Origin of the sequence: Paenibacillus campinasensis, assembly GCF_002272015.1 — a bacterium.
Lineage (GTDB): Bacteria > Bacillota > Bacilli > Paenibacillales > Paenibacillaceae > Paenibacillus_AQ > Paenibacillus_AQ campinasensis.
Genome location: NZ_NPBY01000061.1, coordinates 39,089 through 61,638 on the forward strand (window position 1 = coordinate 39,089; position 22,550 = coordinate 61,638).

36 protein-coding genes are annotated in these 22,550 nt (G+C 49.1%); 32 read left to right on the forward strand and 4 right to left on the reverse strand.

What is annotated here, in order from left to right; all coding sequences use genetic code 11:
* Position 1 precedes the first annotated feature (1 nt).
* The 14 genes from CHH67_RS18965 to CHH67_RS19030 all read left to right on the forward strand — a co-directional run bounded on the left by CHH67_RS18965 (position 2) and on the right by CHH67_RS19030 (position 10,262).
* A complete protein-coding gene (locus CHH67_RS18965) occupies positions 2–2,872 on the forward strand; it encodes a phage tail tape measure protein (RefSeq protein ID WP_095266836.1) in 2,871 nt (956 codons plus the stop codon).
* Positions 2,869–3,084, forward strand: coding sequence for a tail protein X (locus CHH67_RS18970; RefSeq protein WP_095266838.1), 216 nt, complete (start codon positions 2,869–2,871; stop codon positions 3,082–3,084). The genes CHH67_RS18965 and CHH67_RS18970 overlap by 4 nt, the downstream gene beginning before the upstream one ends.
* Positions 3,081–4,148: a phage late control D family protein gene (locus CHH67_RS18975; protein WP_095266840.1), complete on the forward strand. Its 1,068-nt coding sequence runs from the start codon at positions 3,081–3,083 to the stop codon at positions 4,146–4,148. The genes CHH67_RS18970 and CHH67_RS18975 overlap by 4 nt, the downstream gene beginning before the upstream one ends.
* Before the next feature lie 2 nt (positions 4,149–4,150).
* Positions 4,151–4,585, forward strand: coding sequence for a phage baseplate protein (locus tag CHH67_RS18980; RefSeq protein ID WP_095266841.1), 435 nt, complete (start codon positions 4,151–4,153; stop codon positions 4,583–4,585).
* The gene (locus CHH67_RS18985) at positions 4,582–4,989 is read left to right on the forward strand and encodes a phage tail protein (protein ID WP_095266842.1); all 408 of its coding nucleotides are present in this window, start codon (positions 4,582–4,584) and stop codon (positions 4,987–4,989) included. Before CHH67_RS18980 ends, CHH67_RS18985 begins: the two co-directional genes overlap by 4 nt.
* Complete coding sequence (locus CHH67_RS18990; protein WP_095266843.1) at positions 4,986–5,312, forward strand: GPW/gp25 family protein; 327 nt, start codon at positions 4,986–4,988, stop codon at positions 5,310–5,312. The genes CHH67_RS18985 and CHH67_RS18990 overlap by 4 nt, the downstream gene beginning before the upstream one ends.
* Complete coding sequence (locus CHH67_RS18995) at positions 5,312–6,436, forward strand: baseplate assembly protein (RefSeq protein WP_095266845.1); 1,125 nt, start codon at positions 5,312–5,314, stop codon at positions 6,434–6,436. The genes CHH67_RS18990 and CHH67_RS18995 overlap by 1 nt, the downstream gene beginning before the upstream one ends.
* Positions 6,405–6,989, forward strand: a complete 585-nt coding sequence (locus CHH67_RS19000) for a phage tail protein (protein ID WP_244908256.1) — start codon at positions 6,405–6,407, stop codon at positions 6,987–6,989. The genes CHH67_RS18995 and CHH67_RS19000 overlap by 32 nt, the downstream gene beginning before the upstream one ends.
* A 10-nt stretch (positions 6,990–6,999) precedes the next feature.
* Positions 7,000–8,514 (forward strand): tail fiber protein, encoded by a 1,515-nt coding sequence (locus CHH67_RS19005; protein WP_095266849.1) that lies wholly within the window; start codon positions 7,000–7,002, stop codon positions 8,512–8,514.
* Between the two features lie 12 nt (positions 8,515–8,526).
* Positions 8,527–8,898 carry a hypothetical protein gene (locus CHH67_RS19010; protein ID WP_095266850.1) on the forward strand — a complete coding sequence of 124 codons (372 nt, stop codon included), beginning with the start codon at positions 8,527–8,529 and terminating at the stop codon, positions 8,896–8,898.
* Between the two features lie 4 nt (positions 8,899–8,902).
* Complete coding sequence (locus CHH67_RS19015) at positions 8,903–9,043, forward strand: XkdX family protein (RefSeq protein ID WP_095266851.1); 141 nt, start codon at positions 8,903–8,905, stop codon at positions 9,041–9,043.
* Between the two features lie 74 nt (positions 9,044–9,117).
* Complete coding sequence (locus CHH67_RS19020) at positions 9,118–9,366, forward strand: hemolysin XhlA family protein (protein WP_095266853.1); 249 nt, start codon at positions 9,118–9,120, stop codon at positions 9,364–9,366.
* Between the two features lie 21 nt (positions 9,367–9,387).
* Positions 9,388–9,657, forward strand: a complete 270-nt coding sequence (locus CHH67_RS19025) for a phage holin family protein (RefSeq protein WP_095266854.1) — start codon at positions 9,388–9,390, stop codon at positions 9,655–9,657.
* Positions 9,654–10,262, forward strand: coding sequence for a lysozyme (locus tag CHH67_RS19030; protein WP_095266856.1), 609 nt, complete (start codon positions 9,654–9,656; stop codon positions 10,260–10,262). Before CHH67_RS19025 ends, CHH67_RS19030 begins: the two co-directional genes overlap by 4 nt.
* Before the next feature lie 17 nt (positions 10,263–10,279).
* Here CHH67_RS19030 and CHH67_RS19035 read toward each other — a convergent pair whose 3' ends face one another.
* Complete coding sequence (locus CHH67_RS19035) at positions 10,280–10,495, reverse strand: hypothetical protein (protein WP_095266857.1); 216 nt, start codon at positions 10,493–10,495, stop codon at positions 10,280–10,282.
* A 554-nt stretch (positions 10,496–11,049) separates the two neighbouring features.
* On the opposite strand from CHH67_RS19035, the gene CHH67_RS19040 reads away from it, so the two are divergent.
* Positions 11,050–11,271, forward strand: coding sequence for a helix-turn-helix domain-containing protein (locus CHH67_RS19040; protein WP_095266858.1), 222 nt, complete (start codon positions 11,050–11,052; stop codon positions 11,269–11,271).
* A gap of 602 nt (positions 11,272–11,873) precedes the next feature.
* On the opposite strand, the gene CHH67_RS19055 is transcribed toward CHH67_RS19040, so the two are convergent.
* Entirely contained in the window at positions 11,874–12,452 is a 579-nt protein-coding gene (locus tag CHH67_RS19055; RefSeq protein ID WP_144029285.1) for a hypothetical protein, read from the reverse strand.
* A gap of 386 nt (positions 12,453–12,838) precedes the next feature.
* On the opposite strand from CHH67_RS19055, the gene CHH67_RS26255 reads away from it, so the two are divergent.
* Positions 12,839–13,009, forward strand: a complete 171-nt coding sequence (locus CHH67_RS26255) for a hypothetical protein (RefSeq protein WP_179292166.1) — start codon at positions 12,839–12,841, stop codon at positions 13,007–13,009.
* A 2-nt stretch (positions 13,010–13,011) separates the two neighbouring features.
* Entirely contained in the window at positions 13,012–13,641 is a 630-nt protein-coding gene (locus tag CHH67_RS19060; protein ID WP_095266865.1) for a replication-relaxation family protein, read from the forward strand.
* Here CHH67_RS19060 and CHH67_RS19065 read toward each other — a convergent pair.
* Complete coding sequence (locus tag CHH67_RS19065) at positions 13,622–14,053, reverse strand: hypothetical protein (protein ID WP_095266866.1); 432 nt, start codon at positions 14,051–14,053, stop codon at positions 13,622–13,624. The two genes, CHH67_RS19060 and CHH67_RS19065, sit on opposite strands and share 20 nt — an antisense overlap.
* Positions 14,046–14,963, reverse strand: a complete 918-nt coding sequence (locus CHH67_RS19070; protein WP_095266867.1) for a helix-turn-helix domain-containing protein — start codon at positions 14,961–14,963, stop codon at positions 14,046–14,048. Before CHH67_RS19070 ends, CHH67_RS19065 begins: the two co-directional genes overlap by 8 nt.
* Positions 14,964–15,085: 122 nt before the next feature.
* On the opposite strand from CHH67_RS19070, the gene CHH67_RS19075 reads away from it, so the two are divergent.
* The 15 genes from CHH67_RS19075 to CHH67_RS19125 all read left to right on the forward strand — a co-directional run bounded on the left by CHH67_RS19075 (position 15,086) and on the right by CHH67_RS19125 (position 22,534).
* Entirely contained in the window at positions 15,086–15,319 is a 234-nt protein-coding gene (locus tag CHH67_RS19075) for a helix-turn-helix transcriptional regulator (RefSeq protein ID WP_095266869.1), read from the forward strand.
* Between the two features lie 113 nt (positions 15,320–15,432).
* The gene (locus tag CHH67_RS26260) at positions 15,433–15,591 is read left to right on the forward strand and encodes a hypothetical protein (protein WP_179292167.1); all 159 of its coding nucleotides are present in this window, start codon (positions 15,433–15,435) and stop codon (positions 15,589–15,591) included.
* Between the two features lie 99 nt (positions 15,592–15,690).
* Entirely contained in the window at positions 15,691–16,482 is a 792-nt protein-coding gene (locus CHH67_RS19080; RefSeq protein WP_095266871.1) for a phage antirepressor KilAC domain-containing protein, read from the forward strand.
* Positions 16,483–16,497: 15 nt separating this feature from the next.
* Positions 16,498–16,674, forward strand: coding sequence for a hypothetical protein (locus CHH67_RS26265; protein ID WP_179292168.1), 177 nt, complete (start codon positions 16,498–16,500; stop codon positions 16,672–16,674).
* 1 nt (position 16,675) lies between these two features.
* The gene (locus CHH67_RS26270; RefSeq protein WP_179292169.1) at positions 16,676–16,849 is read left to right on the forward strand and encodes a hypothetical protein; all 174 of its coding nucleotides are present in this window, start codon (positions 16,676–16,678) and stop codon (positions 16,847–16,849) included.
* Entirely contained in the window at positions 16,815–17,027 is a 213-nt protein-coding gene (locus CHH67_RS19085) for a hypothetical protein (RefSeq protein WP_095266873.1), read from the forward strand. Before CHH67_RS26270 ends, CHH67_RS19085 begins: the two co-directional genes overlap by 35 nt.
* A 66-nt stretch (positions 17,028–17,093) precedes the next feature.
* Positions 17,094–17,351 (forward strand): hypothetical protein, encoded by a 258-nt coding sequence (locus CHH67_RS19090; RefSeq protein ID WP_095266874.1) that lies wholly within the window; start codon positions 17,094–17,096, stop codon positions 17,349–17,351.
* An 11-nt stretch (positions 17,352–17,362) separates the two neighbouring features.
* On the forward strand, positions 17,363–18,922 hold the full coding sequence (locus CHH67_RS19095) for an AAA family ATPase (RefSeq protein ID WP_095266876.1): 1,560 nt from the start codon (positions 17,363–17,365) through the stop codon (positions 18,920–18,922).
* Positions 18,919–19,191, forward strand: a complete 273-nt coding sequence (locus CHH67_RS19100) for a hypothetical protein (RefSeq protein WP_095266878.1) — start codon at positions 18,919–18,921, stop codon at positions 19,189–19,191. The genes CHH67_RS19095 and CHH67_RS19100 overlap by 4 nt, the downstream gene beginning before the upstream one ends.
* Positions 19,192–19,203: 12 nt before the next feature.
* Entirely contained in the window at positions 19,204–19,356 is a 153-nt protein-coding gene (locus CHH67_RS26275) for a DUF6906 family protein (RefSeq protein WP_179292170.1), read from the forward strand.
* Between the two features lie 15 nt (positions 19,357–19,371).
* The gene (locus CHH67_RS19105) at positions 19,372–20,280 is read left to right on the forward strand and encodes a RecT family recombinase (RefSeq protein WP_095266880.1); all 909 of its coding nucleotides are present in this window, start codon (positions 19,372–19,374) and stop codon (positions 20,278–20,280) included.
* A 154-nt stretch (positions 20,281–20,434) separates the two neighbouring features.
* The gene (locus CHH67_RS19110) at positions 20,435–20,659 is read left to right on the forward strand and encodes a hypothetical protein (RefSeq protein WP_244908257.1); all 225 of its coding nucleotides are present in this window, start codon (positions 20,435–20,437) and stop codon (positions 20,657–20,659) included.
* Entirely contained in the window at positions 20,656–21,120 is a 465-nt protein-coding gene (locus CHH67_RS19115) for a hypothetical protein (protein WP_095266881.1), read from the forward strand. The genes CHH67_RS19110 and CHH67_RS19115 overlap by 4 nt, the downstream gene beginning before the upstream one ends.
* Positions 21,110–21,865, forward strand: coding sequence for an MBL fold metallo-hydrolase (locus CHH67_RS19120; RefSeq protein WP_095266882.1), 756 nt, complete (start codon positions 21,110–21,112; stop codon positions 21,863–21,865). The genes CHH67_RS19115 and CHH67_RS19120 overlap by 11 nt, the downstream gene beginning before the upstream one ends.
* Positions 21,866–22,534: a hypothetical protein gene (locus CHH67_RS19125; protein WP_095266883.1), complete on the forward strand. Its 669-nt coding sequence runs from the start codon at positions 21,866–21,868 to the stop codon at positions 22,532–22,534.
* Positions 22,535–22,550: the final 16 nt, after the last annotated feature.

Consider the following 22,550-nt stretch of genomic DNA (forward strand, 5'->3'; position numbering starts at 1 on the left):
TGTGGCAAAAACATATGAAATGTCGTTTGAGCTAAACGGCAAAATAGACCCCCGATTACAGAGGACCTTCGATTCTTTAAGTAGGGATGTTACGGGGCTCGAAAAGGACCTGGGTGATCTCCGAAAAGTGAGAAGCTTTGATGAGATCACGAAAGATTCCAAAAAAGCCTCCGGCGCATTCCATGAGCTCCGCGAAAATGTGCAGGAATTTGGGGAGATATTCCGCAGAGTCGGGCAATACACCGGAGCATATGCCATCATCGACAAGGTAACGGGCTCGATCGGTGAGATGGTGAGCACCATCGGCGAGTTGGATGCTCAATCCGGGCAGCTTGCAGCAGCCACAGGGGCCACGGCGGGCGAATTAGAGCAGTTACAAGACATATCCGGCTCCTTGTATCGTCAAGGGCTGGGAGAAGGCGTGAACGACCTCACAGATGCATTAGTCGTCGCTCGAAATGTAACCAAGTTGGAAGGGGACGAACTAGAGCGAACCGCAAAAAATGCGATTGTTTTGCAGGACGTTTTCCGTTTCGATGTCCCAGAGTCGGTCAAGACGGCCGATACCATAATGCGTCAATTCGGCATTACATCCGAAGAGTCGATGAACCTATTCGCCCAAGGGGCGCAGCGGGGCCTGGATAAGTCAGGGGAACTGCTGGATGCTGCGAACGAGTATGCGCCGCAGTTTGCCGCGCTTGGTTATTCCGCGAATGAGATGTTCGACTTCTTCGCGGCTGGCTTGGAAGCGGGCGCTTGGAACTTGGACAAAGTGGGGGACCTTGCAAAAGAGTTCAACATCCGTATCCAAGACGGAAGTGCTAAGACAGCGGATGCGCTGGCTGCCTTATTTGCGCCGGAAGGAATCGAAGAGTTTACGATGGCCTTGATCAACGGCGGTACCCAGTCTGCAGAGTATCTGGAATTGCTCAAGCATGTGTCGTCCGATACCGCCCAAGAGATGGTTAAGAACCTGCAAAAAGGCGGCAAAGGTGCGGAGGATACTTTCAAGGCCCTATCAAGCATGATGGGGGACGGCAACAAGATACTCAGGGACTTGAGCACGGGAGCCACAAGCGGAAAAGACGTCATGCAGCAGGTCATTGCACAGCTGGCCACCATTGATGACCAGGTATATCGTAATATGCTGGGCGTCGAGCTTTTTGGTACCCAGTGGGAGGACTTGGAGAAAGACGTTGTCGCCGCGCTTGGGTCTGTAGGCAATCAGTTTGACATGACCCAATCCACCATGGAAGACATCGCCGAGGTCAAATATGACAATTTGATGCATGATCTGAAAGTGCTTGGACGCGAGTTAATGGATGAGGTAATCATTCCGCTCGGAGAAGAGCTGGTACCGATACTCAAGGATATGACGGCTTGGGCATCTGATAACAAGGACCTAATCAAAACAATCGGCATGGCCGTGCCAGCCGCTATGCTCACCAGAAATTCAATTAGCATGGCAAAGGACATGGGCAGGGTGGGGAAAGCCGTATTTGACACGACCAACGGCGTTAGTAAGTTTAGCAAGGTCATCGGCCTAATGACTAACCCAGTTGGTCTGGCTATTGGTGCAGTAGGAGCCCTCACGGCGGGAGTTGTCGCTTACAAAAAGCGACAAGATGATGCGCGTCAGGCTCTTATCAATATGGGAGACGAGTTGGAGGAAGTGTCAACTCAGTTCGACTTATCGTTTGATAAAGCTAAGAAGACGAATGATCTGGTCTGGACATACAACAATCTGAGCGAAGCCATTGACAAGAGCGCCGGGAACTCTGAACTTTTAAAGACACAGCAGGAGAAGTTAGCTGGTGTAATCGAGGAACTACAAAATCTCCATCCGGAAACCATCTCTCAATACGATATTGAGAACCGAAAGATTCAAGAGAAACTGGGTCTTTTGAAACAGGAAGCGGATGCGGAAAGAGAACTCGATAAACTAAAGCTGGAAAAGGCCGTTGCTGAAGGAAATCAAAAGCTCCCGGATCTCGAGGAGCAAATCGGAGATTTGAAGGACCAATCGACGGAGTTACAAAAACGAAAAGAGGCTCTGGATAACGCAATACCGTCTCTTAAAGAATTCCAGGTCGAATACGAGAAGATTAAGCAGATGGATTTCAACGACGAAACAGTTGCTATGCTCGAAGACCTTCGGAAAAGAGCCGATGAAGTTGGGAAGACCGTTGGATTCAGCTTCGAAATAGGCCCTCACTTAGACTTGTTAGGTGATAGCATCGAGAAGTTGCAAAGCAAACAAATAGAAGTTCTTGATGACTACATCGCTAAACAAGAAGAATTAGAGACCGCGGAACAGAGTTACCAAACGTTGTATGAACAACGGGTAAAGCTTATAGAAGGCGGCTTGGGATCATCTATTGACCAGATGGCCCAAAAGTACGATACCTTATCGGACAAGGAAAAGGCCCGGTTTGATGCAGCGATGCAACAGATTAAGGAATTAAACAAAGAGATGGACAGCCTACCTCTGGAAAAAACGATTGACGTCTCTGTAGTTTGGAGACAGACCGGAAATACAGGGGGCGGTAACGGTAGGGCGTTGACGATGGAAGCATTTGCCGACGGAGGTTATGCCGACAAACCATCTATTTTCGGCGAGGCTGGGCCAGAGATGGCCATTCCGTTGAGAAAAGACCAACGATCACGTGACCTTCATGCATTAACAGGGCGGCTGCTGGGCGTGAATGATACAGGGGCTGCTGGTGGGGACTTTATTTACAGTCCAAGCTACAACATTTACGGATCCGTCGACCAAGCTGCGCTCAAAGATATGGACCGCAGGAATCAGGCCGACTTTAAACAGCAGTTTGAATCTTATAAGCGTCAACAGCAAAGGGTGAGATTAAGTTGAGGACCTACAGAACAATTCAGGGCGATACTTGGGACGGTATCGCCTTTTCTCTTGCAGCGTCAGAGTCCTTTATGGTGCCTTTGATGGAAGCCAACGCAGATTATGCTGAAACCGTCATGTTCCCGGCTGGGGTGGAGTTGGTCGTCCCAAACATCCTTATTCCCGCAGCGTCAACCTTGCCTCCTTGGAGACAGGAGGAAGAGGTTGAATGAGAACAGTTATGGACGGCCGCCGGGCATCACTTATTCTGAAATACAACGGCAAAGAGATGGGGACCGAATACCTGAGTAAATACCTCATGGATTTTACCTATGAAGACGCAGCACCCGGGGAACAGGATAGCATCTCGGTCACACTTGATGATCGGGATGCTAACTGGCAGAAGGATTGGAAGCCGGTTTTCGGAGACAAACTGGTTGCAGAGATCACCGTTGTTAACTGGGATAAGCCCGGCCAGAAGGCGAAGCTGCCTTGCGGATCATTCGAAGTTGATTCAATTGACGTGGAAGGACCGCCGGATAAAGTCATGGTCCAAGCCTTAGCCCTCCCCCTCGAAGGAGCAACAACAAAGCAGACAGAACGCGCGAAATCCTGGGAAAAAGTCCGATTGAAGACGATCGCCCAAGATATCGCAACAAGAGCGAAGCTAAAACTGGTGTACTCAGCGTCAGTCAATCCTTCTTATGAACGACTTGATCAGAGCGATCAGACTGACTTTGCGTTTTTGGTTGATACTGCCATGGACGAGGGAATAGCGGTCAAAATATCGGGCGGGAAGCTTGTGCTTTTTGACGAAGCTGAGTATGAGAGGAAGCCGGCAGTGTTGGATATTGTCAAAGGGGAGAGCGGGATTATGGGCTATACCTTTAGCGAGAGCAGTACCAATACAGCCTACGGATCTTGTGTTGTAACCTATCGACCTCCGGCCTCCTCGAAGAAAGAGAAGAAAAAAGATTCTTCTGGAAGCAAAACCATTACGGGGAAATACACGCTCCCGAATGCATCAGGAATTCCGATATTGAGAGTCAATGAGAGAGTTGAAACCGTCGCCGAAGCTAACCGTTTGGCAAGGAATCGGCTTCGGGAACATAACAAACAATCCGGACGAGCGACCTTTACTCTGGATGGTGACGTGCGCTTGGCCTCGGGTATCACGGTGAACGTCAAAGGATTTGGTCGATTTGACGGTAAGTACATTATTGACAGGGCACGCCATCGGTTTGGTGTGTCGCAGTATGTAACAGAAATTGAAATACGAAAGGTACTGGGATGGTGATCATGAGCACGAATCAATTCCGGAATATATTCCGGGTGGGAGTATGTTCGACGGCAGACCCTGAAACGGGAACCATAACGGCGGTGTTTGAGGACCAGGAGGATAGGGTATCCGGACCATTACCTGTTATCACTCGTGGGGGATGGGCGAGAAGCAATGATATGCCTGAGCCCGGACAAGAGATAGCCTGTTTATTTTTAGCGAATGGCATTTCTGACGGGATATGCATTGGTGTGGTCGATGATGAAGAGGATCCTCCAGGCACTCCAGATCAACGAGGGGTATGGTTTGAGGATGGTTCCTATGTCTATTATGATCGAACTACTCAAAAGCTTATGGTGCAGGCTGCCGGCGGCGTGCAATTCGAAGGGGACGTCACCATAACCGGGAATCTAACCGTAGACGGCAACATAACGCGAGGCGGTGAGGTCATATGAAGATTGGCCTGGGAGCTCTGGGAGATGTGGTGTTCATTTCTTCGTTTAAAATGCCGATCAAAGTCCGCACGTTTCAAGATTTTCAGCGTGATTCCACCTCGCGCTGGGGATCGAATGAAATACATCTCCAAAAGCCCCGCAGCCAGTTTCTCGGCCCGGGGCTTGATACCATTACCTTCACGATGATTTTAGACGCGGGTCTTGGCATGAATCCTCGGAAGGAGATGGAGAAGCTTTTGGAGTACCAGCGGGCGGGCAAAGTCCTCTTACTGCAAATTGGAGGCAAAGGTCTCGGGCGCGGGAAATGGAAGATAACAAATATGAACCAGTCCTGGGACCGCGTGGACCGGGAAGGGAATCTGATAAAAGCTGCCTTATCGGTAACATTGGAGGAATACGTATGATACACGAAGTTATCGGCACTCCCCCAGCGCCCATGCGTTTTGGTCTGACCGGCATTGAGTCAATCAAACAAAATATCCAAGTAATAGCGAGCACGTTTGCAGGCACGGTCCCATTGGATCGTGCCTTTGGTATATCTCCGGATGTTGTGGATCAACCGGATGTCATAGCTCAGGCCCTTCTGGTGAATGAGCTCACGGCTGCCATAACAGAGTTTGAGCCCCGGGCGGAAGTGATCGGTATCGAATTTGATCAAAGTGAAGAAGAGGCTGAGAAGGGAAGATATCACGCCGTTATCCGGTTTGTAGAAAGGCAGGTGCAGTGATGGCTCTCGTAGATTTACCAGATATTCAGTTTGTCGAACAGGACGTAGATAAGGTGTTCCTGGAACTGGTAGACGTGTTTCAAGGAATCACCGGCAGAACCTTGAATCGGGCGGATCCGGAAATGATCGTCTTGCGAGCGTTCGCGTTGTTGTTCATGCAGCAGCGCGTCTTGATCAATCAGGTTGCCAAGGGTGAGTTGCTGCGGTATGCCCGGGGCGTGATCCTTGATTACCTCGGAGAGCCAAACACCCCCCGGCTGCAGGCGGAGCCAGCAGTAACCACCGAGCGGTTTACCCTATCAATCCCCTTGGTTACGCCGCAAGTCATTCCGGCCGGAACCCGGATCGCACCGGATGGGGGAGAGGGCACGATTATGTTTGCCACAAGGGGAGCGGTGACCATCCCAGCGGGGCACACGACGACGGATGTGCCTATTGAATGCCTGACACCGGGAGTCATCGGAAACGGATTCCTGCCGGGACAGCTGACGACGCTTATAGATCCGTTACCGTTTGTGGCGTCTGTGACTAACCTGACGACAACTGCAGGGGGCGCCGACATGGAGGATGATGAATCATACCGGCAGCGCATCAGAATGGCCCCAGAATCGTTTTCCACGGCCGGGCCGGAGCAAGGGTACATTTATTGGGCCAAGACGGCCAGCGCAGCCATCGTGGACGTGGCAGCCATATCTGAGACGCCTGGAGTCGTTACGATTCTGCCGCTCTTGGAAGGAGGCGTCATCCCGACTCAGGAAATCCTTGACGCTGTTGCAGAAAAGGTGAATGCCCGCAAAATCCGGCCGCTGACGGATCATGTGATTGTCCAGGCACCCGAAACGGTCCCGTACGATATCGAGCTAACTTATTACATCAACAGGGAGCGAGCAGCCGAATCAGCGGTCATACAGGATGCTGTGAATAAAGCGGTGGAGTCCTATGCCTTGTGGCAAAAATCCAAGCTTGGACGGCATATCAATCCTTCTGAGTTGATCAGTAAGATCATGAATGCCGGTGCGCTCCGGGTCGAGGTAGTCAGCCCGGTCTATACGCCGATAACTGATCTGCAGGTGGCTCAGGATGCGAATATTAATGTCACGTTTGGAGGGCTTGCTGATGATTGATATCGAGCAGATCAGCATCTATGACCTGCTGCCTCCGAATGCACAGGCGGACCCTACCGTGTCGGCAGCGGCCCGAGCGCTGGACGGGCACATGCGAGAACTTACGCAAAAGGTGAAGGACCTCTCTTTCTATCGGCGACTGCTCGATGGGAAAATCACGGATGACGAGGCGGACGAGCGGGCCTGGCAGAATCACATTGATTTCTGGGATACCACGTTGCCGCTGGAGCAAAAGATTCAATTGCTCTTGAAATCGAAGGAATTCCATCGAAGCAAGGGAACCCCTGGAGCGATTGAGGACCTTGTCACGATCCTATTTGGCGAGGGTAAGATCGAGGAATGGTTTGAATATGGCGGAGAGCCATACCATTATCGAGTTACCACGAACAATCCAGAAGTCACACTTGACCGGGCACAGGAGTTTTACCGTGCGGTCGAATCGGTCACGAGACTGAGCGCTCACCTGGAAGAGGTGATCCTGTCCCAAACAGAAGCGCTGCAGTTATATTTCGGGACCGGCATGGTCGTAAATGAACACATCATAATCAGGTAGAGGTGAAACAATGTCATCATTTGGAGCGAAGGGATTGACCAATAAAGGGAGAGTGTTGCAGGCCAAAGCGCAGGCAGGAACTCAACTAAAGTATACAAAGTATGTTCTCGGTGATGCGCAGCTCGGCGGGCAGTCGATTGCGACATTGAACGGAGTAATCAGCCCCAAAAAGACTGTCGAAGTAACTCGGTTGAAGATGACCCCGCCGAATCAGGCGACCGTAGGCTTCGTCCTATCTAATCAGGATGTAACGACCGGGTTTTATTTTCGAGAGTTAGGGCTGTACGCCTTGGATCCGGACGAAGGAGAAATCTTATACTGGTATGCTAATGCTGGTGATACTGCTGATTACATTCCTCCGACAAACACAGGGGACGTAATAAGCAAGACCGTTGACATGTTGGTTTACGTGGGGACGGCCTCGAATGTCACGTTAACGATTGATCAAAATCTGGCGTATGTGACTCATGACGAATTGGCCGCTGCATTGGAAGGGCTTGATCCGGACATTCCGGAGGCGTCACTGACACATCCGGGCGTTGTCCAGCTATCCAATGCCACGTATGGGACTCGGGAAAATGTGGCCGCGACCGAGAAAGCAGTAAAGGCGGCTTATGACCGGGGGAGCGCCGGAGTTACGGCAGCTGCTACCGCACAGACTCGGGCGGACTCCGCTTTTACCGAGGCGACCGCGGCAAAGCAGCTTGGAGTTGAGCAGAAAACGAATGTGGTTGCCGCGCTCAACTCCATCGGTGTAACGGCATCCACAAACGATACCTGGGCGCAACTGGTTGCGAAGATGGCAGGGGTCATCCGGGCCACAGGCAACGCCACGGCAGCGGACCTGTTGAGCGGCCGCACAGCTTCCAATGCCAGCGGTCCGTTTACGGGCACCATGCCAAACCGTGGCGCTGTCTCTCAGACGATCACCACGCAAAACGGCTCGTACACTGTCCCGGCGGGTTATCATAACGGATCGGGCGTGATCCGGGCTGCGTTTTCTAATTTGACGGCTGGTAATATCCGATCAGGTGTTAATGTTGGTGGGGTTGTGGGGACGCTACAATCAATAGTTCCCAATACAGGTAAATTTAACATCGGTGAATCGGGTGGAAGTCAAGCCGGTACCTATGACACCTTGATGTATACGATCCCTGAAGGGGTTAATATGTACACGATGTCAACTCGGGATGACTGGTACTGCACTCTGCAAAATTATTATATGAGGTTTCAAATAATCCTTAAGGATTCGAACAACGTAGAACTTCAAGCTCTAGATGTAAACCCTAATATACAAACAGTTAATGTACATTATTCTTTAAGTCCGTTAATGATCTACTATCCTACACGAAATATTATGATATCAGCTACAGCTGATCAAAGTTCGCGTATCAGTAATAGAGATACCTTTCCAGCAAATTTCAACTTGGCTGGCCCGGTACGGATTATAATGCGCATCATAAATGAAGGGTATAGCGGCGCCTATAACTACAGTCGATGCAACAAAAATTTCTACCATGTGTAAGGAGGGAAACGCATGTACGTAATGTATAACGAAGAATCTCCCAAGATCGGGGATGTCCAGGTGATCATGTCTCAGGTGAGGCCTGAGCAGGAGGTGCCTAACATCATCCATACTGATGCCGAGTTGTCAGAACCGTTAGCTATCCCCGGTATGGTGGCTGATCTAAAGATCAATTTGGAAGAAGGCACTTTTTTTTACGACTACCACGCAATAGATACCTTGGAGTCCAGGGTATCAGCATTGCAGCAAGAAAATGCAGAATTGAATCAAACCATTGGAAATCTCATCTTGGAGAGCGCCAACGATAAGGCGACAATATCCTCCCTTGAGGACACCGTGGGCAGCCTTCTGCTGGAAGTCGCCACCCTGAAGGGAGGTGAATAGGCAGATGTGGTATCCGATCATCAAACGATATTATGATAATCAGCATCCGTTGTACGACAACCAGAGTCTCAAGACGTTTGTAGTGGCTAAGATGATCACGGCCGATGAATACCAGCAGATCACCGGAATTGAGTATGTAGCATAACAGCGCCGCAAGGCGTATTTTTTATGCCCTGGGAGTGGTCTGGGGCTATATGTTTGTCATGGGAGGGGAGAAGGATGGACGGTGTACAATCAGAAATGCTTCAGCGGATAACCAGAGTTGAGACGAAGGTAGTAAGCATGGACGAGAAATTAGACAGAGCAATACGTGCTAACGAGACTGCTGTAGAAGCACTGCAATCTGCAAAGTCGGCTCACCATAGACTGGACAAAATCGAAGATGCTCAAAAGTGGCTCTGGCGTACATTTGCCGGAGCTTTTATTTTGGCTGCTGCCGCCTTTATCATTGCTGGCGGACTCAAATAATGACAGGGAGGATGATTTTAAATGGAATGGAACATGATCTTTGAACTGATTGACCCTCGGTTGCTCATCGTAGTCGCTGCATGCTGGGTGCTGGGGTATATATTCAAGCAGACGCCACGCGTGCCGGATTGGAGCATTGTGTATATTGTCCTGATCATTGCTGTTTGGCTCACCATTGGGCTGCTTGGCTGGTCGGTGGAGACATTGATCCAGGGCATTCTTGCAGGGGCCTTTGCTGTATTTGGTCACCAAGCTGTGAAGCAGGCCAAGAAATCAGGTGATGCACAATGAGCCGTAAAATATCACAATCCGGGCTTAGTCTTATCAAGTCCTTCGAGGGCTGTCGGTTAACGGCGTACAAGCCGGTGCCAACGGAGAAATATTGGACGATTGGCTGGGGTCATCATGGGCCCGATGTAAAGCAGGGAATGACCATCACACAGGCCGAGGCTGATGCCTTGCTGGTGAGAGATCTTGCAAAGTTTGAGGCACACGTCAATGACCCAGCAAACGTGCCGGTTACGGCCAAATTGAATCAAAACCAATTTGACGCACTAGTGTCGTTTTGTTATAACTGCGGCCCCGGCAACCTCAAGAAATTATGTGAGGGCAGGACTATCGAACAAATCGCCCAAAACATCACGGCATACAACAAAGCCGGAGGAAAGATTCTTAACGGATTGGTACGCCGCCGGGAGGCTGAATTGGCGCTATTTAACAAGAAGGAGGGGAAGTTGGTGGCGCAAGAAAGAGATATCAACGTTGTTAGCTCATGGGCTGCGCCGGCGTGGGAAGCAGCCACAAAGCTAGGGTATTTCGATGGGACGCGTCCAGGCGCACCGATTACCCGTGAAGAAATGGCTATTGTCATTATGCGGTTGGTAAATAAGAAATAATCAAAAGACCCTGCTGGCTATTCGCTGGCAGGGTCTTTTTTGTTTATCTTGAGCAGCCGATTTGCTCGCACAATATCCTCGACAGGTATCCAAATGACGCTATCAGGCCGTCTTAATTTCACCAGGCTTTTTGTACAGGACTCCGGTATGCCTTGTAATATTTCGCCATTCATTAAGCGGATCATAACAGGTCCCTTTGAACGTACCGCCGCTCTTACCTCTTTCTCCCACACTGTTCAACCCTCCCCCTAATCAATTTGTATATTCAACAAGTTCAATCTTTTCCCTTCTAAAGCGGCCTGAAAAAAAGACCCTACCGGCTAATTGCTGGCAGGGTCTTAACTGCTGCGGGATTACCATTTCGCTATTAGTATCCCTAACGTCACCAAGCTGATCACGATTGATGTTGCGCTTAATACCATTGTAACTTTGTACATTCTGGCAAGATTCATATCTTCAGCTCCTTTGTGATATAATTAAGGAGAGAAGAACAACGCCTTAGATTTCACCAACCCTTCCGGAAGCCCCTTGCGGGGCTCCGATCAGGGTCGTCTGATTAGTCAACCAGAGCGGTGATGAGGTTGATGATTGAACCGGCTAAGCCGATGGTGGCACCCATTAGCATGAGCCTTGCGATTCTTTCATCTCGTTGTTCTTCTTTCCTTGTTTTTCGCATCTTGTCCACCTCCTTTCTATAATTAATTATACAACGAAATTCGTTGAATGTCAACGAAAAACGTTGAATTATTTTTATGGAAAGTGTATAGTATCTTTGAGGTGATAAAGCATGCTAAGGCTTAAAATTAAGGAGTTGCGCGAAGAGAAAGGTATCAGTGTTCGCCAGCTTAGTGAGGATACGGCGATACGATGGAACACCCTGAACGATATGGAGAAAGGGAAAGCAAAGCACTGGCCTCCTGAGCACTTGAACACCCTGATGCAGTATTTTGGATTGACGGATGTTGCTGCATTGATCGAATATGTACCCGAACAGGCCACCGAGGCATAATGCCCGGTGGCTTATTTTTACATTGATAAAAGAACGGTTGTTCGCATATAATACAAACAAACGTTCCTAAATAGGAGGCGGACAATGATGGAAAAGTACATCGGGAATGTAATTGAAATCATTTACGTGGATCGCAAAGGGAAGATTACTCAACGCAAAATTAGGCTGCAGGGTATCAGAAATAAATTGATTCGTGCGACTTGTCTCAAGTCCAACCAGCCTCGGGTTTTCCGAATGGATAACATCTTATCCTGGGGCCCTGCAAAAGGAGCTGGGATGAATGCTTCCTGACTCAGAGCGTAAATTACTTCGGATTTTGATCAATTACCCTAGTCCAGTCCATGCAAGCCGAATGCCTGACTTCAAACGATTAGAGACGATGACCGGACGGAGGCGGCCTGATATTGTGAGAGGGCTAGAGTACCTTGAGGCTGAGGGATATATCATCTGGCCGGATAAGTCCACGACAGAGGGAATCCAGATCATTAAGAGCGAGGTCCTCGAAAAGTCTCCACCAAGGCAAAATAATACTGATTATTGGACGAATTATTAAAGCCTGCCGGGTGTCATGCCTGGCAGGCTTTAATTTCTAGGAGTTCGATTTATAATCCAAACTTTTCTTTAAGACTATAATATAGGCTCGCAGCTTCATCTTTATTATCATCTTTGATTTTTCCAGCGAGTTCTTCAAACTGTGCTTGATCTTCTTGAGATAGTAGAAATGAATTGCTTTCAATAAGTTTGGCAATATCATATCGATTCTCCAATGATATCGCTGTTTCAGCTTCGACATACAGCTGAGCGGCTTCAAGTGAGAGAGCGGCGAACTTATCATTTTCTTCGTTTTTATCAACATCCGAAGAAGTGTTAGGATCGATGTATTCCCCACCTAATTCCGCATATACTGATCGAATTTTTTCTAAATCTCCTTGATCCATCAGGTCTGCTAACTCAAGAAATCGTTCTTTATCTTCACCCTCTGCATTTTTTCTAATATTTTCTGATGATGACTTCGCTTCATCTTCTTTTCCTAGCGCAGCCATCCGGATATAAAACTCTGCCTCTTTTAACAACACCAACCGATTTTTATCCTCTGATTCGTTCCGCGCAATACCACCACCGCAAGCCGTTACAGTTAAAAAAATGAGTAAAAGCAAAATAAGAGTTCCTGTTTTCTTCACGTACTCACCCCACACACGTTATTAACTAAAGTTTAACAGATAGCGGATATGAAGTTTAGTCCCAAAAATCCGCTGCAACTACGTCAAAACCGTGTCCACAAAGCGTTGATATAACCGGCCAGCGCGGGTTTTGCCGGAACCCTAGCTCTGCACGAAAGCGAGTGTGCGGAAAGCAGGAACGGTGAGAGCAAAGCTAATTCGGATGCCCGCCTGTGGATCCTGCTGGCGCTGCAACAGATCGTCCTCGGGAAGGAGATGCAGCGTCGAGGGACTTATTGGACCGAGCGGGCCTGGCGAATATCGACGATCTGCCGGCGAGGGAACGGCCGCCATATATCGTGCTGGCGATCATGAGGTGGCGCTGCTGAGAAAAGGAAAAGGACATTATGGACGGCATTGAAGAGATCAGTGCATCTGAGCGCTGGGTGTATTTTGTGGACCTACCGAAGGCAAAGACACTCCTCGAGCCCTACAAGCTCTCAGAGGTGCCAGCAGCGGTCCAGAATGAGCCGAAAATTCCGGAGGATGACGATAAGATCGAGATAGGAGTGTTATGAGGGTGAACGCGCGGGATAAGGCTATCGTGTCCGATCTGGTACGCTTCCGCTGCCTCAGCCGGGATGATATCGCGGAGCTCCATTTCTCCAATGTCAAAAATCCGATCACCCAGGCGAACATGGTCCTTAAGCGGCTGCGGCGGGATGATGTCATCTCCTGCGCCACCGACCGACGGAAGTATATCTATTTCCCTGTTCCAGGCATCAAAAAGGACAGCGCTAAGACAGGGCATTTCCTGGCTATCGTGGACTTTTACAAGCAGATTAGGAGGGTGGAGCTACCGCGGGTGTTCGATGTGGAGCCTAAGCTCGGAGGTAAGGGGCGGCCGGAGCCGGATGTGTTCTGTATTTGGAAAGGAGCTCCGTGGTTCGTGGAGATCCAGAGGAGTCAATTCAGCGAAAAGGTAATGCAGGATAAGATGAACCGATATGAGCAGTACTATCTGAGCGGAGAATGGGAACGAGAGGCGTGGCAGCCGGCGACGAAGAAGGTGTTTCCTTATATCTGGATCATAGGCGCCGGCAGTTACCGCACGGAAGGAAGGCCATACAGAGTGTTTCAGGACAGCATTGATGGAATGATTTCGAGACTGATGTTAAAAAACGATCAAATTAAAAATCGGTCCCATTAACTTGGGACCGATCATTCTTACTATAATCCCAAGCAAATCGTGTTGATATGTTCATACCCATGATAATTTCAATGTCAGACATCTGTATGATTAAATGCTCGATGTCTGACATCCGAAAGAATGGAGTCAGTTTTTCTCCTCTCAGCTTATTGAGCCGCTGCTTTACACGTGGCATAAAAATGCCAAAGTGATTCGGCTTCTTGACACTCACCAGCAGATCTGTCTGTATAATTGATATTCCTAAGGAATCGTCATTCATTTCATCCCTAGAGAGACGTTGGAAAGGGGCCTCGATGGGAATGTATATGGTTTCGGTGTTCCAGTCAAAGCATCCGCAGCGTGGCTTTATAACCATCCAAGCAGGCCACATTCCATCATAACTGTAATCATAGATGACTGATATTTTATACATCAAATTCCACCTTCGTTACTTGTCCCTGGATGATTACCTCGTCGAGCGGGTAAGGGCGTGGTGGAATTCTCTTGTTGGATGCCCGTAGCACGACATTATCATCCTCATAATAAACACGCTTCAACGTGCCTTCCTCACCATCAACAATAACGACGCCGATTTTCCCGTGTTCACAGTGGCTTTGTTTCCGGACAAGGACGCGCATACCTTCGTAAATGCCCTCGTCGATCATGCTGTCCCCTTTAACGATTAGATAAAAATACTCGCCATCACCAACAGAATCGCGAGAGGTCACCTCATACCCGATGATATCCTCTTGTGCGAGTGAGCCATATCCAGCTCTAATTTCGCCGTACACCGGGATCTTTACCATTTCGACTGTTGACAGTTCTTGATTCTGCAAGTTATTCGATCCCATACCCTCGACAATCTTATGTTTAATTCCAATGTTCATAAGTGCCCCGTATAATTCAGTTTTAAAGAAAAAACTATAGTCGTCATGCATTATAGCTTTTACTTCTTTAGGGGTATAGGTAAAATCCTCTTCAATTGCAACAGTGAATTTTTTATCAAGAGTGTTCTTTACGTCCGCAAAAACCTCGGCTTTAAAGGAATTTTCATCTTCTGATAAAAGCTTAAGTATAGAATTGAATTCATCTATTAGAATATCATCACTATGTCTAGGGTCATCTGTGTTACCGAGAATAAAGTCCGTTGTTGTATGAAGATGCTCAGCCAGCCTATTCAAAACATTACTTTGTGGAACAGCCCGGCCTATTTCATAATTAGATAAACTATGACGAGTTATGCCAATACGATCTGCCAGTTCCTGTTGTGTCATCCCAGTTTTTTCGCGGAGATTCCGGATTCTTAGTCCTATCATTTTTTTATCTTCGGTACTAGCAGACATATAACACACTCCAAAAAATAGAATTTTAGTGTTGACGCGCAGATTATGCACATGCTATATTTGTTGTGCGCAGAATATGCGCGCAAGAAATATAAAAATAAATTGAAAGGAGGTTCTTTCAATTGGCGCGTAGGAAAGCTGAACCACGAACTGTTGTAAAACGTTCGAGATTTACTGAGCTTCGTATTCAAAAGGGTAAGACTCAACGTGCACTTTCTTTAGATTTTGGTGTAACCGAAAGTTTTATTCGTGGTATCGAAAGTGGCAGAAATAACCCCGAAATTAAATTCGCTTTTAAACTAGCAAAGTATTTTGAAACAACAGTAGACGATCTATTCCAGGATCTCGCTAATTAATAGAGCGTGTATTTAATTCACTTCCGACAAAATGGATTATACACCGTTAATTTAATTGATGCAATAGAGAACGAATGTTCTTCAATAAATTGGAATTGAGGTGGATTTGTTTTATGACAATTAACGCAATCCCGGTGGAGGTCATAAACCACTATAACAACCTTCACAAGTTCCAGAACAGCGGCCTTGTGAACCCTGCAAAGATCGATTTTGTTCATATGGAAATCGCAATGATTGAAAGAGACTTCCCCGGTATCAAGGAAGCACAATGATGGCATTCTTGTGTTTCATCGCTTGGTTGTTGTTGAACGCCCTATTCGTATGCCGACGCTTGTTGGCTGCAGAAATGAGAGAAAGGAGACATAAACAATTTGAACAACAGAATGAAGGTACTAACCAATGAACTCCTTCCGGTATACGAAACCGACATTGGAGAACGGATAGTTGATGGTCGAGAGTTGCATGCGTTCCTAGAAGTTGGTCGCGATTTCACCAATTGGATTAAGGATCGGATTGAAAAATACGGATTTGTAGCGCGCGAAGACTTTTCGCCAATTCTGGCGAAAACCCCTAACGGGAGACCAAGAACGGATTACATTCTAAAACTCGACATGGCGAAAGAACTCTGCATGGTAGAGAACAACATTAAAGGCCGTGAAGCCCGGCGCTACTTCATCGAAGTCGAGAAAAAATTCAAAGCATCAGCATATGTTCCATCTTATTTGATTGACGATCCAATAGCGCGCGCTCAGAAGTGGATTGAGGAGCAGAAAGCCAAACAAGAAATCGAAACCAAAGCTTTGATGTTGGAGCAGCGTGTGGCTGAGTACGAGCCGAAAATCAGTTACTTGGATCAGATTCTTAAATCAAAAGGCACAGTGACCATAACGCAGATCGCCAAGGACTATGGAATGTCTGGGAATGCCTTAAACAAAATCCTGCACGAAGAGCGCGTCCAGTACAAGCAGAATAAACAATGGCTCCTGTACCGAGAGTACCACGACAAGGGATACACCAAGTCAGAAACTATTGACATCACAAGGAGTAACGGAGACCCGGACGTAACCATGAACACACGCTGGACTCAGAAGGGCAGGCTCTTTATTCATGAACTACTAAAGAAGCGCGGGGTCATTCCATTGATGGATAGAAAAAGCTCTTAGAAAGGAGTACCACCATTGAACGATCAGAATTATCTTCGCAAGAAAATGCTCCAAGCACTTCAGACCGAGCAACGCATGCTGGCTGAGCGTAGATACCTGGAGGCACTAGACGCCCGGGGAGAATATCGAAGATGTCGGCAGGAGCTGCTGAAGCTCTGGGGTGACCGCAGGTATCTGCAGGAGGCGATGTAGGATGTCCCTCGATCGCTTTTCCCGGCCACTGTGGGGTGAACAAAAATCTGCAGGTCAACTGGAAGAGGATGCCCTCGATGCGTACAAGCAGCAGGTGGAGGACAGCATGCTCGATTCCTTGGAAGGAGGTGAACAAGACAATGCAAGTGATCCAGAAGCTGACGGTGGTAAGTAACCCGACCAGAATCTTCGAAGTCGGTACTGAAATGAATGGGCGCGAGATCATCGAGATCAAGCAGGTTGGGGATGAGAACATATCGGAGTTTTGGGTGGTCGATGAGAACGAAAAAATCATCGTCAGCATCGAAAACTGTCCGGTAATCGTGGAATGGCAAGAAGTCGCTGAAGACTAAGCCTATTATTTTTTTGCCAAATTCGGGGTTCTGAGCTCTGAAATCAAGCGAAAGTGAGGAAACAACATGGATCAAAAGACATTGGAGTACATGGGTCAACGGGTTGATAAAGCACGAAATATTCAGCGGCGTATCAAGGAGCTTCAGCATTTCATCAGCTACAGCGAAGGGCGAACAACGATTTGTATTATTGATCGCCATAATAACGGACCTCGAATTAGACAGGATGAGTTTTCAAGGCTATTTGATAAAGCGATTGGTGTGTTCATAGAAGAGATGAGAGAAGAGATCCGGTTGCTCGAGCAAGAGCTTGCGGAGCTTTAGGGGAGGAAACCATGAGTCATTTCAAGTTGATTGAATGCAGCGGCCATAACTTTAAAGCCCACCGTGATCTAAGCGTTAAGTTTGGCGACCTGACCAAGATCACGGGGGACAACGAGGAAGGAAAGTCCAGTGTTCTGGAAATTCCCACATGGACATTGTACGGCACGGACACCTTCGGCGGCAAGATGGACCCGACTCCTACGAATTACAAATACGATCATGTCTTGGCCGAAACGCTGCTGGAAGTTGACGGCAAGCTGCTGAAATTCGGTCGCGGGATCGAGAAGGGGAAGGCAACCTACTATGTCAACGATGTGCCAGGTAAGGCGAGTGATTTCGAGGAGATCGTCAAATCGCTGATTGATAAGGACCTGTTCTTGGCACTGTTTAATCCCTTGTACTTTTTCTCGCTCCATTGGGAAAAGCAACGCGAGCTGATGCTCCGTTACTCGACGCCGCCGACACAAAAAGAAGTGTTCGCAGAAATGAGCCGGACGAACTCGGACCAGAAGCTGAAGGACATCAAACTGAACCCACAAGCTGAGCGGTTGGCCGAGCTGGTGAAGAAACACTCGCTGCCGCAGCTTGAGGAAATCCATAAGAAGAACAAAAACGACAAGGACACAGCACATAAGAAGGCCCAGGGCCGGACGGAGACACTTGAGGAACAATTGCGTCAGCTTCCAGATGTACTGGATGATATCGAGGCGATCGAAGCGGAAGACGCTGAACTGGTCAAGCAGATCAAAAATATCCATGCCAAGATCGAGCTGGCCGACGAGCCCAAACGAAAGCAGGCGGTGCTTGAGGGGACTCTTGAAAATGTTCGGCAACAGATTGCAGCTGCCAAGTCCCGATACATGAAGGTCCACGGGGAAGAGATCGCAGAGGAATGCTCAACCTGTAAACGGCCGTTTGACGAGGCGGCGAAGGCGGCAGCCGAAGCGAGTAAGGAAGAGCGGAAGAAGCCGCTGCGGGAAGAGCACGACAAGCTGGTCGCTCGCCGCAAGGAGATTGAAGCGGAGCTTGATGCGGTGGAACTGATAGACGTGTCTGATCTATGGGAGCAGATGCGAGGGTTGGAGCAGCGCAGAGACGTGACTGCCGACACCATCGGCTGGTATAACCGGCGTCAAAGCCTGCGGGAAGACCTAGAGAAGGCACGGGCGGACGAAGCCGAGCTGCTTGCGAGCCGGAACGACTCGATCTTTATTCTGGACGCGATCAAAGCGTATGAGGCCAAGTCGGCGGAACTGCAGGCGGCCAAGGTTCAGAGCATGTTCAGCGAGTTGAACATCAAGCTGTTCAAGCAACTGAAGAACGGCGAGGTCAAACCGGACTTTGTAGTCACCAGAAATGGCAAGACCCCAGCACAGTTTTCTCTTTCGGAAAGCATCCGAGCCGGCTTAGAAGTTCGCGATGTGATCAGCCAGCAAAGCGATTGGATCACTCCTTGCTTCATCGACAACAAGGAGAGCGTTACGCGCTACAAGGATCCACGCGGGCAGCTTATTCTTTGCCAGGTGGTCGAGGGCCCATTAAAAATCGAAACGGAGGACTCATCCAAATGAGACATATCCCAAATAAAAAGCATGCACTGACAGCAGCACTTCAAGCAGGGGCAGCACGCGACTTCGCACTCATTAAATCCCGGCGGCAGTTTAAACGTGGGGCATCGGATAAACCGCCTTACAAGCCGGGCGGCATCGGGCCTTCTGGGGTAGCAGAGAGGATCAAAAGTATGTTCAACGGCGTGGTCCTCTCACGGAAAGATCGCAGACAGTGGGCCAAAGATACGGGCACAGCATTCAGGCCATTCTACAGTGAGTCCCGCGGGTAGGAGGGATTCTCATTGAAAAACGGAAAGAAGCCCACCCGTCGCCAGAGGATCGCTATCAAGGAAGCCGGCTTGAACATTGAGAACTGGCTTGTATCCAAAGCGCTGCCGGATCGTTTAGTGCTGACGCACCGATATCTCGGCACTGAGAAAACACTATATCTTTAGGAGGCACTTATTCATATGGCAAATTCGAATACACAACTGCAGGCGGTTTCAGAAGAACTTGTCGTTGGCAGTTTTACACAAAAGCATCTCGACATCATCAAGTCCACGATCGCCAAAGGAACCAGTAATGAGCAGCTTCAATTGTTTATTCAGACATGCGTCCGGACGGGGCTGGACCCGTTCCTGAACCAAATCTACTGCATCGTGTACAACGGTAAAGATGGACCGGTAATGAGCATGCAGATCGCGGTCGAGGGTATCGTGGCCTTGGCAAAAAAACATCCACAGTATAAGGGCTTCATTGCTTCTGAGGTGAAGGAAGCTGATGAATTCGAGATTGACATGGTTACAGGCGAGCCCAAGCATCGGATTGTATCCATGAATCGAGGTCAAACGGTCGGAGCCTACTGCGTAGCTTATCGGGAAGGTGCTCCGAATATCGCAGTGATAATTACTAGAGATCAGGTTGAACATCTCTTGAAAGGCCGCAACGCTCAAATGTGGAAGGACTACTTTGATGACATGATCGTTAAACACGCTATCAAGCGAGCCTTCAAAAGGCAATATGGAATTGAAGTTTCGGAGGATGAGTTCGGGACAGCTGGGGCGTCAGCGGCTGCAGTTCAACCTTACGATCGTAAAGACATAACCCCAGAACCCGGGCCCGCCGAACCAGTACAGACAGAACCCACTGCAGCTGAACCTACCCAGACAGATAAACTCCGGGCAGAAATGAAGCTTAAATACAAGAAGTTGGGCATCACCGACAAAGAAGCTATGGCCGCACACATGCAGGAATTCTGCAAGATGAAAGGCGATACCCCAACGGACGCAGAGCTCAAAGCATACCTAAAAATCATGGAAATGCAGATCCAAGAAAAGCAGGCAGCAGAGCAGCAATCGGTAGACACGCTGCCGGAGTAAGCCGTGAAGGAGAAGTATCTGGTAGAGATATTTGAGCGTCTCCCCGACTGCCAGATATGCGGGGATGAAATAAGGGACCCGGGGAAAGGGAGGCAGCTTCACGGGCGCAGGGTATGCCCCCGGTGCTACAAGGGACTGAGAGGAGGCAAGCAGCATGGGAAACATGCCCGAGCAGTTGGACCTGTTTGGAGGCGCAGAGATTGATGTTGCTTCCCCTCCGGACCCGGCCGGGGAAGTGTTGAACGGCATGTATTACGAAAAGGCCACAGATAAATTCGTCTCGTTCGTGCTCGGGCGTCGGTGCTACGAAGAGCCAGCCAAGGGGTGCCCGCACGATCAGGAGTGGCAGGAACGATTAAAGAGGGAGCGTGCGATATGAAGGAAATTACCCCAAAACATCTAGCGTTTGTGGATGAGGCTGCCAAAGCATTTGAAGATAACCCGAAGTATGAGACTTATTATAACGCTGACCGCGATCTTATCGCCCTGCGGTTTGGTGCTGACCGCGACTGCATTAAGGTGTATGAACTCGGCGAACCAGTCGGATTTTTCGTACAGCAAGTTACCATTCGAACGCCGCTGCCAAGAAAAGAAGTAGCAAGGTTTGCAATGGACATGGAAGAGCAGCTTAGAGCAAATGAACTCAAAGGTGGCTGGAAGGTGTGCTCGAATGATTACCTTCTCCATCAACTTTATAGGAATGCGAAACACCTAGAACTCCGCAACCACCACTTATCACATTCGGAATTACGCCGCCGCTGCGCGAACATTGCAAACTACGCAATGATGCTTTCTGACAATGATCGGCGGGAAGAGGAGGAGCGAGCTAGTGAAAGTTGACATTCTCGCTTCCGGCAGCGCCGAGAACTGCGTGGCCGTAACCGCTGGCGGCAAGTCCATCCTGATTGATGCCGGCGTGGCGAAGACCAAAATCGAGAAACGTCTGCTGGAAGTCGGCATCCGGCCGGATCACATCGCGGCGATTTTCATAACCCACGCCCACAACGATCATATCAGGGGGCTGCCGCTGGCCAACAAGTTCTCGATCCCGGTTTGGGCCACGGAGGGAGAGTGGAAAGGCATATCCGGCGTAGATGAGGATCTGCGGCGGGTGGCGGAAACCCGGTGGGGCAAGTACGAGATGATCGAGCTGGGCGGCGTCCATGTGTACCCATTCCAAACCTATCACGATGCCTACGAGCCGGTCGGATACGCGATAGAAGATGACGAGGGCGACCGCTGCTGCGTGGTCTTTGACACCGGAAAGTGGACGGAAGAGATGATTGAAAACATGGAGGGAAGTCATTATGTGCTGATCGAGGCAAACCACGATCCCGACCTGGTCGAGATGTGTAACCGGCCCGACAGCATCAAGGCCCGCATACTTTCCGACATTGGGCACCTGAGTAATCAGCAGACGGCGGAGATCCTGCAGCGACTTATCTGTGGCCGGGGGGAGCGAATATACCTCACTCACTTATCCGGCGAAAATAACACTCCCCAGTTGGCGGAGATGACCGTCATATCAGCGCTGCGGCAGATCGGGTATGAGGCGGGCAAACATTATCATTTGGAGGTGGTTTAGATGCCAATGGTTTTGATAAAAAACGGAGACAACGGCACTTGGTATAAAGACAGGAAAGGCAAGGCTTACCCAATTAGTGACTACACAGACGGCTATTTCTATACAACGGTTTGCGGGCACGGGACTGTTAGGCGGGAAGATGGCGAGCTTCTCTACACTAAAGCCGAATATGACGAACTGCTCTCCGTATGTAACGAACTTCGCCGTCGATTCAACAAAAGCATCGACGATCTCGCCAGACACGCACGAGAATTGGTTGAGTTAAAGGAAGAGCGAACAACACTCCTGCAGAAGATCGAGCGGGCAGTGGACGAGGACGCGAAGAAGGTGGAGCTACCGCGGGAGGTGGCCGAGGCGATCGAGGACTTTCGAAAGGATGGCCATGATGTCGATTACATCATGCGTAATCTTGTAAAAGCGAGCCCGGACCGAACCCGCCGACTACAAATACTTCAGGACTTTTCTCTAAGCAGAGGATCCGAACTGATTATGGCTTTAATCAATGGCTACACGGTCGAGCAGACACCGGGCAAAAGGCTGCACGCCAAAGTTGAGGAATTGATTTATAGCTGGCTGGATTCTCCGGTTGATGAAGCCGGAGCTGAGGAGATTCATCGACTGGCTGATCGCATCGTGGAGCAGGCGCAAGAATTAATAACAACAACCTGAACGTTGGTGAGGAGGT